Genomic DNA, 12,571 nt, shown 5'->3' with positions numbered 1-12,571 from the left:
TCGACGCCCTGTTTGAAGAAGACGTCATATTCCTTTTCATGGCCGCCGCCGACGCGGGCGAGCCACACGGTGAACAGCGCCAGCATGGTCAGCAGGATCAGCACCACCGCGCCGACAAGGACATGGTTCGACCGGGTTTCCATCAGCGCCTCTGGGCTTGCGGCGACACCGGATCGGTGCCGGTATCGCGGTTGTGGTCGCGCGCCTGGGCGATGCGATCCTGCGCATCGGTCGCGGCGCGGCCACGGGGTCCATTGAAATATTCCTGGATCCACGGGTGATCCAGCGCGAGCAGTTCGTCGATCGTGCCGACGGCGATGACCTTCTTGTCCGCCAGCACCGCCACCCGGTCACAGATGGCGTGCAACGTGTCGAGGTCATGGGTGATGAGGAAGACGGTCAGCCCCAGCGTCTTTTGCAGCGATGCGGTAAGGTCGTCGAACGCCGCCGCGCCGATCGGGTCCAGCCCGGCGGTTGGTTCGTCGAGAAACAGCAGCTGCGGGTCGAGCGCCAGCGCGCGGGCGAGGCCGGCGCGCTTCTTCATGCCGCCCGACAATTCGCTGGGGTATTTCGGCCCGGCATTGGCGGGCAGGCCGGTCATCACGACCTTGTATCCGGCGATTTCGTCCAGCAGGGCGGGCTTCAGCTTCGGGTAGAATTCCTTCAGCGGCACCTGCACGTTCTCGGCGACGGTCAGCGTGGAGAAGAGCGCCCCGCCCTGGAACAGCACGCCCCATTTCTTGCGGATCTCGGTCGCTTCGGTTTCCTCGCGGCCGATCGTATTCTCGCCGAATACCTCGATCGTGCCGGCCGCCGGGGTCTGCAACCCGATGATCGAGCGCATCAGCACCGACTTGCCGGTACCCGATCCGCCGACCACGCCGAGGATTTCGCCGCGCCGCACGTCGAGGTCGAGATTGTCGTGGATGACCTGATCGCCGAACATGTTCTTCAGGCCGCGCACCCGGATGATGGCGTCGTTTTCGTCGCTCATATCCAGCCGATCCATGCGAAGAAGATGGCGAAGAAGGCGTCGAGCACGATCACGAGGAAGATCGCCTGCACCACCGCCGCCGTCGTGCGATTGCCGACCTGTTCCGCGTCGCTTTCGACCTGCATCCCGTGGAAACAGCCGGCGATGCCGATGATCGCGCCGAAGACAGGTGCCTTGATGAGACCGACATACAGGTCGGTGATCGGCACGACCTCGCGGATGCGCGTGACGAAGGTGATCGGCGGGATGCCGAGCTGCGCCCAGCTTAGCAGGCCGCCGCCGATGATCGCGATGATCGAGGCATAGAAGCCGAGCAGCAGCATCATCACGATCGCGGCGATGACGCGCGGCAGCACCAGCGCCTCCATCGGCGACACGCCGATGGTGCGCATCGCATCAATTTCCTCGGTCAGCTTCATCGTGCCGAGCTGTGCGGCGAACGCCGAGCCGGAACGCCCGGCGACCATGATCGCGGTCATCAGCACGCCCAGTTCGCGGAAGGTCAGCCGCCCGATCAGGTTGATCGTGAAGACCTCCGCCCCGAACTGCCGCAGCTGCACTGCGCCCTGTTGCGCGATGACCATGCCGATCAGGAAGCTCATCAACCCGATGATGCCGAGCGCGGCGACGCCGACGACCTCGAACCGCTGGACCGTGGCGTTGAAACGGAATCGGCGCGGATGGCGCAGGACGTCGCCGAACGCGATGACCGTCGCGCCCATGAAACCGAGCAGGCCGAGCAACTGCCGCGCGCTGCCCGACACCGCGTCGCCGATTTCCTCCAGCACGCGCAAGGGTGGGCTGAGCGGCTTGTCCTTGCGCACGACGGGATCGTCGGCGGCAACGACCTGATCGAACAGGTGGCGGCTGTTGTCGTTCAGCCCGTCGATGGTCACGTTCCGGTCGCGGGCGAAGCGATGGATCAGCCACGCCCCGACCGTGTCGATGCGGTCGATTCCCGACAGGTCGATCCGGTTGACTGGCCCGTCGACGGCGTTCAGCCGTTCGGGCAGGTCGCCGACATGGGCCAGCGACAGGTCACCGGTGAAGCGCAAAACGCCCCCACCATCGGCCCGGTCGTGCGAAAAATCGGCGGAAGCGCTCATCGCCTCTCTCCATCGGCGATTTGCGGCGTCGCGGCAAGGTGGTACGCGCAGGTCCCATGGGCCACCGCGACCTCGCCATCTATGACATGGACAAGACCATCACCCGCGTCGCGACATGGACGCCGTTCCTGCGCCACGCGCTGAAGGAACGTGGCCGGCGCGCGCTGTGGCTGCTGCCGGTCGCGGGCATCGCCGTCGCGGGCTATGCGCTCAAACTCTATGGCCGCGACCGGTTGAAGGAGATGACCCATCGCCTGGTGCTGGGGCGCGCGGTGCCCGATGCGCGGTTGATCGAGACGGCGCGGGCGTTTGCGCGGGCGACGGTCGCCACCGGTCTGCTCGACGGTGCGCGAGCGCGGATCGAGGCGGACCGGGCGGAGGGGCGGATGCTGGTCCTCGCCACTGCATCCTATCGATTTTACGCGCAGGAGATCGCGAACCTGCTGGGCTTCGACGCGGTGATCGCGACCGAAACGGCGCGGGGTGAGGCGGGCGACGTGCTGGCGCGGATCGATGGCGAGAATTGCTATGGCGCGGCCAAGCTTCGCGCGATCGAGGCATGGGCCGCCGGGCAGGGCATTGCGCGGGGCGACGTGGCGGTGCGCTTCTACAGCGACCATGTGTCCGACGCGCCGGTGTTCGAATGGGCGGACGAGCCGTTTCCGGTCAACGCCCACGCCCCGTTGAAGGCGCTGGCCGCAAAGCGGGGCTGGCCGGTGCTGGACTGGCGCCGATAGGGCAATGGGGCGGGCGGCAGGAATGGCGCGGGTGGTCCTGAACGAAGGTGTCCCCGCATAAACGTTACGCGGGCCGAACGGTTCAACGCACGCTGCCGGACGCTTATTTTTTGTGGCCGCCCAGCCGCCGGGCATTCGCGGTCGCCTTCGCATGGATCGGGGTCAGCGCGCGGCCGCCGGCGCCGATCATCCCGGCCGCCAGCCGCATCGCGCGATCGCTGCCCGCCGCCATCCTGCCGGCCGAGGGCATCCGCCCGGCGGTGCCGATCGACCAGGCGTCCTGCAGTACTTGCAACCACAGCGTCTGCATCGCCGCCATGTCGTGGGCGAGCGAATCGCCCGCCTTGGCAAACGCCTGCGCCTTTTCGGTCACCATGCCGGTCAGTTCGACATGATCGGCGGTAAAGGGGTTACGCATCCCGGCGTCGATCATCGGCATCCGCCGGTCGATTACAACGGCAGAGGCCGCCATCGTTTCCCAGAATTGCAGCCCGGTGCGCGCGGCATCGGTCCAGATCTGCCACCAGGCAGTCATCGGCGTCGGCATCGGTCAATTCCCTCGAACGGTCCGCCGCGAAACGGTTGCAGCCCGCGCGCTGTACGCGATGGCCGTGCTTTAGGCCACCCGCGACATCGTGCCTTGACCGAAATCCTGCCGCATTGCAGCAAGTGTCCCATGACGACTCTCCCCCCCATCACGAACAATCCCGACATCCGCTTCCTCGGCCGGCTGCTGGGCGATGTCATCCGCACCTATGGCGGGGAGGCGCTGTTCAAGCGGATCGAGCATATCCGTTCCACCTCGGTCGACCGGCATCGCGGCGTCGCGGGCGCGGACGGGATCGACCTGGGACTGGACAGCCTCAGCCTCGACGACACGATCGCCTTCGTGCGCGGGTTCATGCTGTTCTCGATGCTCGCGAACCTGGCCGAGGACCGGCAGGGCATCGCCGCCGAGCCGGGCGCCGATGTCGCCACCGCGATCGAGAAGCTGAAGGCCGAGGGGATCGGCGCGGATGCGGTGCGGGCGCTGCTCGATCATGCCCTGATCGCGCCGGTGCTGACCGCGCACCCGACCGAGGTGCGGCGCAAGTCGATGATCGACCACAAGAACCGTATCGCCGACCTGCTGGAGCTGAAGGATCAGGGCCGGGACGAGACGGCCGAGGGCGACCGGGTGGACGAGGCGATCCTGCGCCAGATCGCGCTGTTGTGGCAGACCCGCGTGCTGCGGCGCGAGCGGCTGTACGTCGCCGACGAGGTGGAGACGGCGCTCAGCTATCTGCGCGACGTGTTCCTGCCGACGCTGCCCGCGCTCTATGCCCGGTGGGAGCGGGTGCTGGGCGAACGGCCGCCATCGTTCCTGAAGCCCGGCAGCTGGATCGGCGGCGACCGGGACGGCAACCCGTTCGTCGATGCCGATGCGATGCGCCTCGCCCTGTCGAAGGCGGCGGAGGCGGTGCTGGGCTATTATCTCGACCAGCTCCACAGCCTGGGCGCCGAACTGTCGATCTCGACCGAGCATGTGGCGGTCGACGAGGCGATCGCGGCGCTGGCCGACAAGAGCGGCGACAATGCCGCATCGCGCGCCGACGAACCGTTCCGCCGCGCAATCAGCGGCGTCTATGCCCGGCTGGCCGCGACACACCAGAAACTGACCGGAAAGGTCGCGCCGCGTCCGGGCAATTTGACCGGCGAACCCTATGCCGATCCTGCAGCCTTCCGCGCCGATCTGGCGACGCTGGCACGCGGGCTGGTGCAGGAGGGTAACGGCCCGTTGTCGACCGGCGGGGCGCTGGGGCGCCTGATCCGCGCGGTCGAGACGTTCGGTTTCCACCTCGCCACGCTCGACATGCGCCAGAACAGCGTGATCCATGAGAGCGTCGTCGCCGAACTGCTGAAGGTCGCGGGCGTCGAGGACGATTATGTCGCGCTGGACGAGGAGGCGCGGGTGGCGCTGCTCAGGCGCGAGCTGGAAAGCCCGCGGCCGCTGGTCAGCCCCTATGCCGCGTATTCGGAACAGACCGCATCCGAACTGGCGATCCTGCGCGAAGCCGCCGCCGCCCATGCCCGCTATGGCCGCGAGTGCATCCGCCACTACATCGTGTCGATGGCGCAGTCGGTGTCGGACCTGCTGGAGGTCCACCTGCTGCTGAAGGAATCCGGCCTGTACGTGCCCGGCGAGCCGCCCCAGGCGCATATCATGGCGATCCCGCTGTTCGAGACGGTCGCCGATCTGGAAGCCGCGCCCGAGATCATGGCGAAATGGCTGGCGCTGCCCGAGGTTGCCGCGATCGCGCGCAAGCGGGGTCATCAGGAAGTGATGATCGGCTATTCCGATTCCAACAAGGACGGCGGCTACCTGACCTCCACCTGGCAGCTGTCGAAGGGATCGACCGCGCTGGCGCCGGTGTTCGAGGAAGCGGGCATCGGGATGCAGCTGTTCCACGGGCGCGGCGGCGCGGTGGGGCGGGGCGGCGGGTCGTCCTTCGCCGCGATCCGGGCGCAGCCGCACGACACGGTGCAGGGCCGCATCCGCATCACCGAACAGGGCGAGGTGATCGCCGCCAAATACGGCACCCGCGACAGTGCGGTGACGAATCTCGAGGCGATGACCTCGGCGACATTGCTCGCCAGCCTCGAACCGGAGCTGCTGTCCCCGGCCGATGCCGCACGCTTTGCCGCGGCGATGGACAAGCTGTCGGACACCGCGTTCCGGACCTATCGCGACCTGGTGTACGGGACCGAGGGCTTTACGACCTTCTTCCGCCAGGCGACGCCGATCGCCGAAATCGCGGGCCTGAAGATCGGATCGCGCCCGGCGAGCCGCAAGAAGTCCGACGCGATCGAGGATCTGCGCGCGATCCCGTGGGTGTTCAGCTGGGCACAGGCGCGGATCATGCTGCCGGGCTGGTACGGCGTCGGCGCGGCGCTGACCGGGTTCGAGGACAAGGGGTTGTTGCGCGAGATGGCGAGCGCGTGGCCGCTGTTCGCCGCGACGCTGGCGAATATGGAGATGGTGCTGGCCAAGTCCGACATGGACGTCGCCGCCCGCTATGCCGGGCTGGTCGAGGACAGGGCGCTGGGGCAGGCGATCTTCGGGCGTATCCGCGACGGCTGGCAGGCGACGCATGACGGGCTGTTGTCGGTCACGCGCCAGACCCGGCTGCTGGAGAAAAGCCCGGCGCTGGAGGCATCGATCCGGCTGCGCACGCCCTATATCGAGCCGTTGAACCTGTTGCAGATCGAACTGCTCAAGCGGCACCGCGCGGGTGAGGCGGATGCGCGAATCGGTGAGGGAATCCTGTTGTCGATCAATGCGATCGCGACGGCGTTGCGCAACAGCGGCTAGGCCAAAGTTCACAAAGTTCACACTCGCCGCGCCGGGCAAGGCCTAACGCAGTTAGGCCAAGCCGAACGAGGCGCGGCCGGCCGGCGGCGCGGAGAGCGCCGTCCGACGGCACGGGCTTTGCCCGTGGCGGCCCTCTGAAAAGCAACATTTTTTCGGGCAAAGTTCACGAAGTTCACACTAGTGGCGATTTGGGTGCGATTGCGTGAGAGGTCGTAATTACGAGCATCATGCTCGCAACGGCCTGTGTCATCGTTACGCCCATGTTTTCCCGCACCCTGGCGGAGGCCGGGGTCCAGTAGCGTCGGCATTTCAGTATCTGGCGATACCCAACTGGACCCCGGCCTCCGCCGGGGTACGGCTGGCCGCAGGATATGGCTGGGTCAACATGCCCGTTCGGGTACTTGCGATGTCAAAGAACCCGCCGGAGCCTGCCAGAGCCGCACCTTGTAGGAAAGGGTTGCCTGCGGGGTTCCCGCGCGCCCTGCGTACCCCATATCGCACGCGTAAGGAGGCCCCCCCTTGACCAAGACCGCGACGCTGTACCGGATGGTGATGCCCGACCATGTGTGCCCGTTCGGGCGGCGGGCGCTCGACCTGTTGCAGCGGCATGGCTATGCCGTCGACGACCGGCATCTGACGACGCGCGATGCGGTCGACGCGTTCAAGGTCGAGCATGGCGTGAAGACCACGCCGCAGACCTTCATCGACGGGCGGCGGATCGGCGGGCATGACGATCTGCGCCGGTTCCTGGGGCTGAAGGTTCGCGATCCGAAGGCGACGACCTATGCCCCGGTCGCCGCGATCTTCGGCATGGCGGCGGCGATTGCCGGGGCGGCCAGCTTTTCGGCATTCGGCGCGGTCTTTACGACGCGGGCGGGGGAATGGTTCGTCGGCATCGCCATGTGCCTGCTATCGCTGCAGAAACTGCGCGACCTCGACGGCTTTGCCAACGGGTTCCTGAATTACGACCTGCTGGCGCAGCGAGTGGTGCGCTACGCATGGGTCTATCCGTGGGCCGAAGGGCTGGCGGGGGTGCTGATGATCGCCGGCGCGCTGTTGTGGGTGGCGATCCCGGTCGCGCTGGTGATCGGCACGATCGGCGCGGTGTCGGTGGTGAAGGCGGTCTATATCGAGAAGCGCTCGCTCAAATGCGCGTGTGTCGGCGGCAACAGCAACGTGCCGCTGGGATTCGTGTCGCTGCTAGAGAATGTGCTGATGGTGGCGATGGCGCTGTGGATGCTGGCGCGGGGGTAGGATTTTCGTTCACGCGAAGGCGCGGAGACGCGAAGGTGTTGCGTTCGCGGGGATCGCTCGCGATCGGGAGACGGTGGCGCTCGCTCCGATGGTCCGACAAGGCCGCTGGCGCAGGGGAGGCTTGCCCGTGAGGCAACTCCTTCGCGTCTCCGCGTGAACCAATTCTTCTTTTTGGCAAGGCGCGCGCTTCGCGACGGGGAGACCCCAGCCTTCGCTGGGGTGACGTCTTTGCAAGGTGGCGCTCGGAACTGAGCCTTACTCGAACTCCACCGCGATGTTGTCGATCAGGCGGGTCGTGCCGAGCCTCGCCGCGGCGAGCAGCCGGGCGGGCTGGCCACGGACGGGATCGCGCAGCGTGTCGGCATCGACCAGCGTGACGTAATCCGGTTCGAACCCGGCGCGGGTCAGCGTGGCGACGGCGGCGGACAGGGCGGTGGCGACATCGTCGCCGCGCTCGATCGCACGCTTCGCGACACCCATCGCGCGCGGCAGGGTAACGGCGCGGGCGCGCTCGTCATCGTCGAGATAGATGTTGCGCGACGACAGGGCGAGGCCGTCATCCTCGCGCTGGGTCAGGATGCCGACGATCTCCACGCCCAGGTCGAGGTCGGCGGTCATCCGGCGGACGACGGCCAGCTGCTGGAAATCCTTTTCGCCGAACAGCGCGACGGCCGGGCGGACCTGCCCGAACAATTTCGCGACGACGGTCGCCACGCCGTCGAAATGGCCGGGGCGATGCGCGCCGTCGAGGACTTCGCTGACGCCCGCCACGCTGATGTTCGTCGCGAAGCCCGCCGGGTACATTTCCTCCACCTCCGGCGCCCACAGGATGTCGACGCCGGCGTCGGACAGCATCTGCGCATCGGTCGCCTCCCGCCGGGGATAGCGGGCGAGGTCCTCGTTCGGGCCGAACTGCTTCGGGTTCACGAAGATCGACGCGACGACGCGCGGGGCGAGGCGGCGCGCGGCGTCGACCAGCGCCATGTGCCCCGCGTGGAGCGCGCCCATGGTCGGGACCAGCGCAACGGCTTCGCCCGCTGCGGCATAGGCACCCAGCGCTTCGCGAAGCGCCTCCAGTCGACGGATAATTTGCACGGCCGATGGCCCTTCGATATGGACGGGGGAGGCGGCTTCTATGGGGCAAGCCGCTGCGGATCAACAAGCTTGGGTTAGTGCGCTTTGGACGAAGCTTCGGATCGGTTGCACGTCATCGTGTTCGCCAACGAAAAGGGCGGCACCGGCAAGTCGACGACGGCGGTTCACGTCGCCATCGCCCTTGCCGCAAAGGGCGCGCGTGTCGCCTGTCTCGACCTCGACCATCGCCAGCGGACGCTGGGGCGCTATCTCGACAACCGGGCCGAGACGATCAAGCGCACCGGGCGCAACCTGCCCATGCCGGTCTATGACACACATGACGGCGAAAGCATGGCGTGGTTCAACGACTGCCTGGGGCGATTGGGCGAGAATGCCGAATATATGGTGATCGACACGCCGGGCCGCGACGATCGCTTCGCGCGGATCGCGGTGACGAACGCCGACACGCTGGTCACGCCGATGAACGACAGCTTCGTCGATTTCGACCTGATCGGGCAGGTCGATCCGGACACGTTCAAGGTGACGCGGCCAAGTTTCTATTCCGAGCTGATCTGGGAAACGCGCAAACACCGTGCGAAGATCGACGGGTCGACGATCGATTGGGTGGTGCTGCGCAACCGGTTGCAGCATATCGAGGCGCGCAACATGCGCCGCGTGTCGGAGGCGATCAATGCGCTGTCGAAGCGCGTCGGGTTCCGCGTGACCCCCGGCCTGTCCGAGCGCGTGATCTACCGCGAACTGTTCCCTTCCGGCCTTACCATGCTCGACCGCAACGAGTTCGGCGAGATGGGGCTGGCGCATGTCGCGGCGCGGCAGGAACTGCGCGAGATGATGGGCGGGTTACAGCTGCCCGAACCGGCCGGTTCGCCGCTCGTCGCCTGAAGGCCCATGGTCAAGCTGGTCCTGATCCTGTCGCTGCTGGTCGCCTTCTGGCTGTGGCTGCGCGCCAAGCCGAAGAAGGTCGGCAGCGAGGCGGAGGCGCGGGCGATCCTCGGGGTCGGGACCGATGCGAAGGCCGGCGAAATCCGCGCGGCGCACCGGCGGTTGATGCAGGCGGTCCATCCCGATCGGGGCGGGTCGGCGGATCTGGCGCGGCGGATCAATGCCGCTCGGGACGTGCTGCTGGGGCGGCTCAGGCACTGAGATAGTAGAAGAAGGTAGGGGTTCGCGCGGAGGCGCGGAGGGGGTGCGTCCGACGCGGCGTCACCCGCGACAGCGGCTTCTTCGCCTGGTTGCAGCGAGGATATGGTCTTCCGTTCGCGGAACGCTCGCTCCGGGAGCAACCCCTCCGCGTATCCGCGCCTCCGCGCGAACCCCACTTCTTTCTTCTAAAAAGACGACCCTACTCAGCCCCGATGCTTGCCCCTAAGGTCGCCGGCCCCATTCGGCAGGATTTGACGCATGTCCCACCACTTCCACCCCAGTTCGCTGCGCGAGTACGACATTCGCGGCATCGTCGGGCGAACGTTGGGCGTGGACGATGCGCGGGCGATCGGGCGGTGTTTCGCCACGCTGCTGCGCCGCGCGGGCGGTACGCGGGTGGTGGTCAGCCGCGACGGGCGGCTGTCGTCGCCCGAGCTGGAAGTCGCACTGGTCGGGGGACTGACGTCGAGCGGTGTCGATGTGGTCCGCATCGGCATGGCCCCCACGCCGATGCTATATTATGCCGAGGCGGTGCTGGAGGTCGATGGCGGCATACAGATAACCGGCAGCCATAATCCCGCCGAGTATAACGGCTTCAAGATGGTGATGCAGCGGCGTCCGTTCTTTGGCCCCGATATCCAGCGGATCGGGGAGATGGCGGCGGCGGGCGCATGGGACGACGGGGAAGGAACCGTTTCGGACCATGATTTCACCGACGCCTATGTCGGTCGGTTGATGGCGGGCTATGCCGGGGGCAGCTATCGCATCGGCTGGGACACCGGCAACGGTGCCGCCGGGCCGGTGATCGAGCGGCTGGTCCAGCTGTTGCCAGGGGAACACCACCTGCTGTTCACTGATGTCGACGGGCATTTTCCGAACCACCATCCCGACCCTACCGAAGTCGAAAATCTGGTCGATCTGCAACGGCTTGTCGCCGAAAAGCAGCTCGATTTCGGACTGGCCTTCGATGGCGATGGCGACCGGATCGGCGCGGTCGACGGGCAGGGGCGCGTGTTGTGGGGCGACCAGCTGCTGATGATCCTGGCCGAACCAGCGCTGAAGGAAACGCCGGGTGCCACGATCATCGCGGACGTGAAGGCCAGCCAGGCGCTGTTCGACCGGATCGCCGAGTTGGGCGGCAAGCCGCTGATGTGGAAGACCGGTCACAGCCCGATGAAGACCAAGATGCGGGAAACCGGCGCGCCGCTGGCCGCGGAGATGTCGGGGCATATCTTCTTTGGCGGCGAGGAATATGGGTTCGACGATGCGCCCTATGGTGCGGTGCGGCTGATCCGCGCGATCCATTTGAGCGGGCGGTCGCTGACCGCGCTACGCGATGCGATGCCGGAGATGGTGAATACGCCAGAACTGCGCTTTCGGGTGAGCGAGGAGCGCAAGTTCGCTGTGGTCGACGAGGTGCTGGCGCGGTTGCAGGCGGCGGGGGCGGCGGTGGACACGACCGATGGCGCGCGGGTGACGACGGCCGACGGCTGGTGGCTGTTGCGCGCATCGAATACGCAGGACGTGCTGACCGCGCGGGCCGAGGCGCGCGACGAAGCCGGGCTGGCACGGTTGCTGGCAGAGGTCGATGCGCAGCTGGTGGCGTCGGGGGTCGTGCGGGGGTAACGATCCGCCGGGGTGGCTTTTCCGCCCCGGACACGCCATCTGGACCCCATGGCCCAAGCGCAGATCATCCGTGTCGTCGACCTCGAAACCACGGGGCAGGCCCCGCCGGTGCATGGCGTGTGCGAGGTCGGCTGGCAGGATGTGGCGCTGGGCGACGACGGCCGTTGGGAATTGTCGGGCGAGGGCGGGCAGCATTTCGTCAATCCCGGCCGCCCGATCCCGCCGGTGACGCAGGCGGTGCACCATATCCTCGACGAACAGGTGGCCGACGCGCCGTGGTGGCAGGATATCGCCCGGCGGGTGCTGGACCCCTATCCCCGGCGTATCGCGCTGGCGGCGCATCGGGCGGATTTCGAACAGAAATTCTGTACGGCGCAGCTGACGCACGGCGCCGACTGGATCTGCACGTGGAAGTGCGCGATGCGGTTGTGGCCCGACAGCCCCGGCTTTTCGAACCAGATGCTGCGCTATTGGCGCAAGCCGTACGGCATGGAGCATGAGCGCGGACTGCCGGCGCACCGGGCGTTTCCCGATGCCTATGTCACCGCGTTCCACCTGCGCGACATGCTGAACGAGGCGTCGATCGCACAGCTGCTGGAATGGTCGCGCCAGCCCGGATTGCTGCCGCGCGTACGCTATGGCCCCGATCGCGGGCGGGCATGGAGCGAGATCGACGACGATTCGCTCGACGGGTTCCTGACCGATCGCGACGAGGACGTCCGCTTCACCGCCGAAACCGAACTGGCACGGCGGCAGGGCGGCGGGGAGGTCAAGCGGACCCGCAACGACTGGCTGCTGCTGTGACGCCGATGCAGGTCGTGCGGGTGCATTGCCCGGTATCGGCGAACGTGCTGGCGCGGTTGCAGGCGGGTGAAGCGGCGGCACTGGCCGACGATGCGCTGCTGTCGGCGGTGATCGGCGTGATCCGGGGCAGCGATGTGCTGGGCGCGATCGGGGCGTATCGTGGGGTGTTCGAACTGGGCTTCGGGCTGGAGAGCTTCGTCCCGCAGGCGGATGCCGTGCCGACGACCGGGCGAGCGGGCGAGGCGGCGGTGGTGTCGACCGTTGTCGTGAAGAGCTATGCGGCGGAGGGTGCCGACATCGCGCGGGAACTGGCGGCGATCGCGGCGGCGCATCCGTGGGAGGTGCCGGTGATCGAGGTCGGGGTTGTGGGGTTGGTGGGTTAGCCCACCCTATTTTCCTCCGTTCGGTTCGAGCAGCTTCGAGCCTGTCGAAAAGCGGTAGTCGAGAACGCCTCGTTTGG

Annotated in this window: 12 protein-coding genes and 1 pseudogene; 8 read left to right on the top strand and 5 right to left on the bottom strand. The window is 67.2% G+C overall.

Annotated elements, in window-relative coordinates; all coding sequences use genetic code 11:
* The 3 genes and pseudogenes from QZ755_RS06475 to QZ755_RS06465 form a co-directional block, all read right to left on the bottom strand.
* Positions 1–143 (bottom strand): annotated as a pseudogene (locus QZ755_RS06475) (MCE family protein); the annotation flags it as partial.
* Complete coding sequence (locus tag QZ755_RS06470; RefSeq protein ID WP_294320922.1) at positions 143–994, bottom strand: ABC transporter ATP-binding protein; 852 nt, start codon at positions 992–994, stop codon at positions 143–145. The pseudogene QZ755_RS06475 and the gene QZ755_RS06470, both read right to left, overlap by 1 nt.
* Entirely contained in the window at positions 991–2,100 is a 1,110-nt protein-coding gene (locus tag QZ755_RS06465; protein ID WP_294320920.1) for an MlaE family lipid ABC transporter permease subunit, read from the bottom strand. Before QZ755_RS06465 ends, QZ755_RS06470 begins: the two co-directional genes overlap by 4 nt.
* A gap of 56 nt (positions 2,101–2,156) precedes the next feature.
* Between QZ755_RS06465 and QZ755_RS06460 the strand changes: the two genes are divergently transcribed.
* The gene (locus QZ755_RS06460) at positions 2,157–2,837 is read left to right on the top strand and encodes an HAD-IB family hydrolase (protein WP_294320918.1); all 681 of its coding nucleotides are present in this window, start codon (positions 2,157–2,159) and stop codon (positions 2,835–2,837) included.
* 103 nt (positions 2,838–2,940) lie between these two features.
* Here QZ755_RS06460 and QZ755_RS06455 read toward each other — a convergent pair whose 3' ends face one another.
* Positions 2,941–3,384 (bottom strand): hypothetical protein, encoded by a 444-nt coding sequence (locus QZ755_RS06455; RefSeq protein WP_294320915.1) that lies wholly within the window; start codon positions 3,382–3,384, stop codon positions 2,941–2,943.
* Positions 3,385–3,513: 129 nt separating this feature from the next.
* On the opposite strand from QZ755_RS06455, the gene ppc reads away from it, so the two are divergent.
* The gene (gene ppc, locus QZ755_RS06450) at positions 3,514–6,189 is read left to right on the top strand and encodes a phosphoenolpyruvate carboxylase (RefSeq protein ID WP_294320912.1); all 2,676 of its coding nucleotides are present in this window, start codon (positions 3,514–3,516) and stop codon (positions 6,187–6,189) included.
* 546 nt (positions 6,190–6,735) lie between these two features.
* Positions 6,736–7,443, top strand: a complete 708-nt coding sequence (locus tag QZ755_RS06445) for a MauE/DoxX family redox-associated membrane protein (RefSeq protein ID WP_294320926.1) — start codon at positions 6,736–6,738, stop codon at positions 7,441–7,443.
* A gap of 255 nt (positions 7,444–7,698) precedes the next feature.
* Here QZ755_RS06445 and panC read toward each other — a convergent pair whose 3' ends face one another.
* A complete protein-coding gene (panC, locus tag QZ755_RS06440) occupies positions 7,699–8,538 on the bottom strand; it encodes a pantoate--beta-alanine ligase (protein WP_294320909.1) in 840 nt (279 codons plus the stop codon).
* 84 nt (positions 8,539–8,622) lie between these two features.
* On the opposite strand from panC, the gene QZ755_RS06435 reads away from it, so the two are divergent.
* From QZ755_RS06435 to QZ755_RS06415, 5 genes are all read left to right on the top strand, one after another.
* Complete coding sequence (locus QZ755_RS06435) at positions 8,623–9,420, top strand: division plane positioning ATPase MipZ (RefSeq protein ID WP_294320906.1); 798 nt, start codon at positions 8,623–8,625, stop codon at positions 9,418–9,420.
* A gap of 6 nt (positions 9,421–9,426) precedes the next feature.
* Positions 9,427–9,681: a DnaJ domain-containing protein gene (locus tag QZ755_RS06430; protein ID WP_294320905.1), complete on the top strand. Its 255-nt coding sequence runs from the start codon at positions 9,427–9,429 to the stop codon at positions 9,679–9,681.
* Between the two features lie 258 nt (positions 9,682–9,939).
* Positions 9,940–11,307 carry a phosphoglucomutase/phosphomannomutase PgmG gene (gene pgmG, locus QZ755_RS06425; protein ID WP_294320903.1) on the top strand — a complete coding sequence of 456 codons (1,368 nt, stop codon included), beginning with the start codon at positions 9,940–9,942 and terminating at the stop codon, positions 11,305–11,307.
* Positions 11,308–11,355: 48 nt separating this feature from the next.
* A complete protein-coding gene (locus tag QZ755_RS06420) occupies positions 11,356–12,111 on the top strand; it encodes an exonuclease domain-containing protein (protein ID WP_294320902.1) in 756 nt (251 codons plus the stop codon).
* A gap of 5 nt (positions 12,112–12,116) precedes the next feature.
* Positions 12,117–12,494, top strand: a complete 378-nt coding sequence (locus QZ755_RS06415) for a hypothetical protein (protein WP_294320924.1) — start codon at positions 12,117–12,119, stop codon at positions 12,492–12,494.
* Positions 12,495–12,571: the final 77 nt, after the last annotated feature.

The organism is uncultured Sphingomonas sp. (assembly GCF_913776855.1).
GTDB lineage: Bacteria > Pseudomonadota > Alphaproteobacteria > Sphingomonadales > Sphingomonadaceae > Sphingomonas.
The sequence above is the reverse complement of the archived record's forward strand: the minus strand, read 5'-3'. Positions and strand labels throughout refer to the sequence as shown.

Excerpts from the sequence above, each read along its gene's own strand:
- QZ755_RS06460 (WP_294320918.1), top strand. The coding sequence starts at position 2,157 with ATGGGCCACCGCGACCTCGCCATCTATGACATGGACAAGACCATCACC.
- ppc (WP_294320912.1), top strand. The coding sequence starts at position 3,514 with ATGACGACTCTCCCCCCCATCACGAACAATCCCGACATCCGCTTCCTC.
- QZ755_RS06430 (WP_294320905.1), top strand. The coding sequence starts at position 9,427 with ATGGTCAAGCTGGTCCTGATCCTGTCGCTGCTGGTCGCCTTCTGGCTG.
- QZ755_RS06420 (WP_294320902.1), top strand. The coding sequence starts at position 11,356 with ATGGCCCAAGCGCAGATCATCCGTGTCGTCGACCTCGAAACCACGGGG.
- QZ755_RS06465 (WP_294320920.1), bottom strand. The coding sequence starts at position 2,100 with ATGAGCGCTTCCGCCGATTTTTCGCACGACCGGGCCGATGGTGGGGGC.
- QZ755_RS06445 (WP_294320926.1), top strand. The coding sequence starts at position 6,736 with ATGGTGATGCCCGACCATGTGTGCCCGTTCGGGCGGCGGGCGCTCGAC.
- QZ755_RS06470 (WP_294320922.1), bottom strand. The coding sequence starts at position 994 with ATGAGCGACGAAAACGACGCCATCATCCGGGTGCGCGGCCTGAAGAAC.
- QZ755_RS06455 (WP_294320915.1), bottom strand. The coding sequence starts at position 3,384 with ATGCCGACGCCGATGACTGCCTGGTGGCAGATCTGGACCGATGCCGCG.
- pgmG (WP_294320903.1), top strand. The coding sequence starts at position 9,940 with ATGTCCCACCACTTCCACCCCAGTTCGCTGCGCGAGTACGACATTCGC.
- QZ755_RS06415 (WP_294320924.1), top strand. The coding sequence starts at position 12,117 with ATGCAGGTCGTGCGGGTGCATTGCCCGGTATCGGCGAACGTGCTGGCG.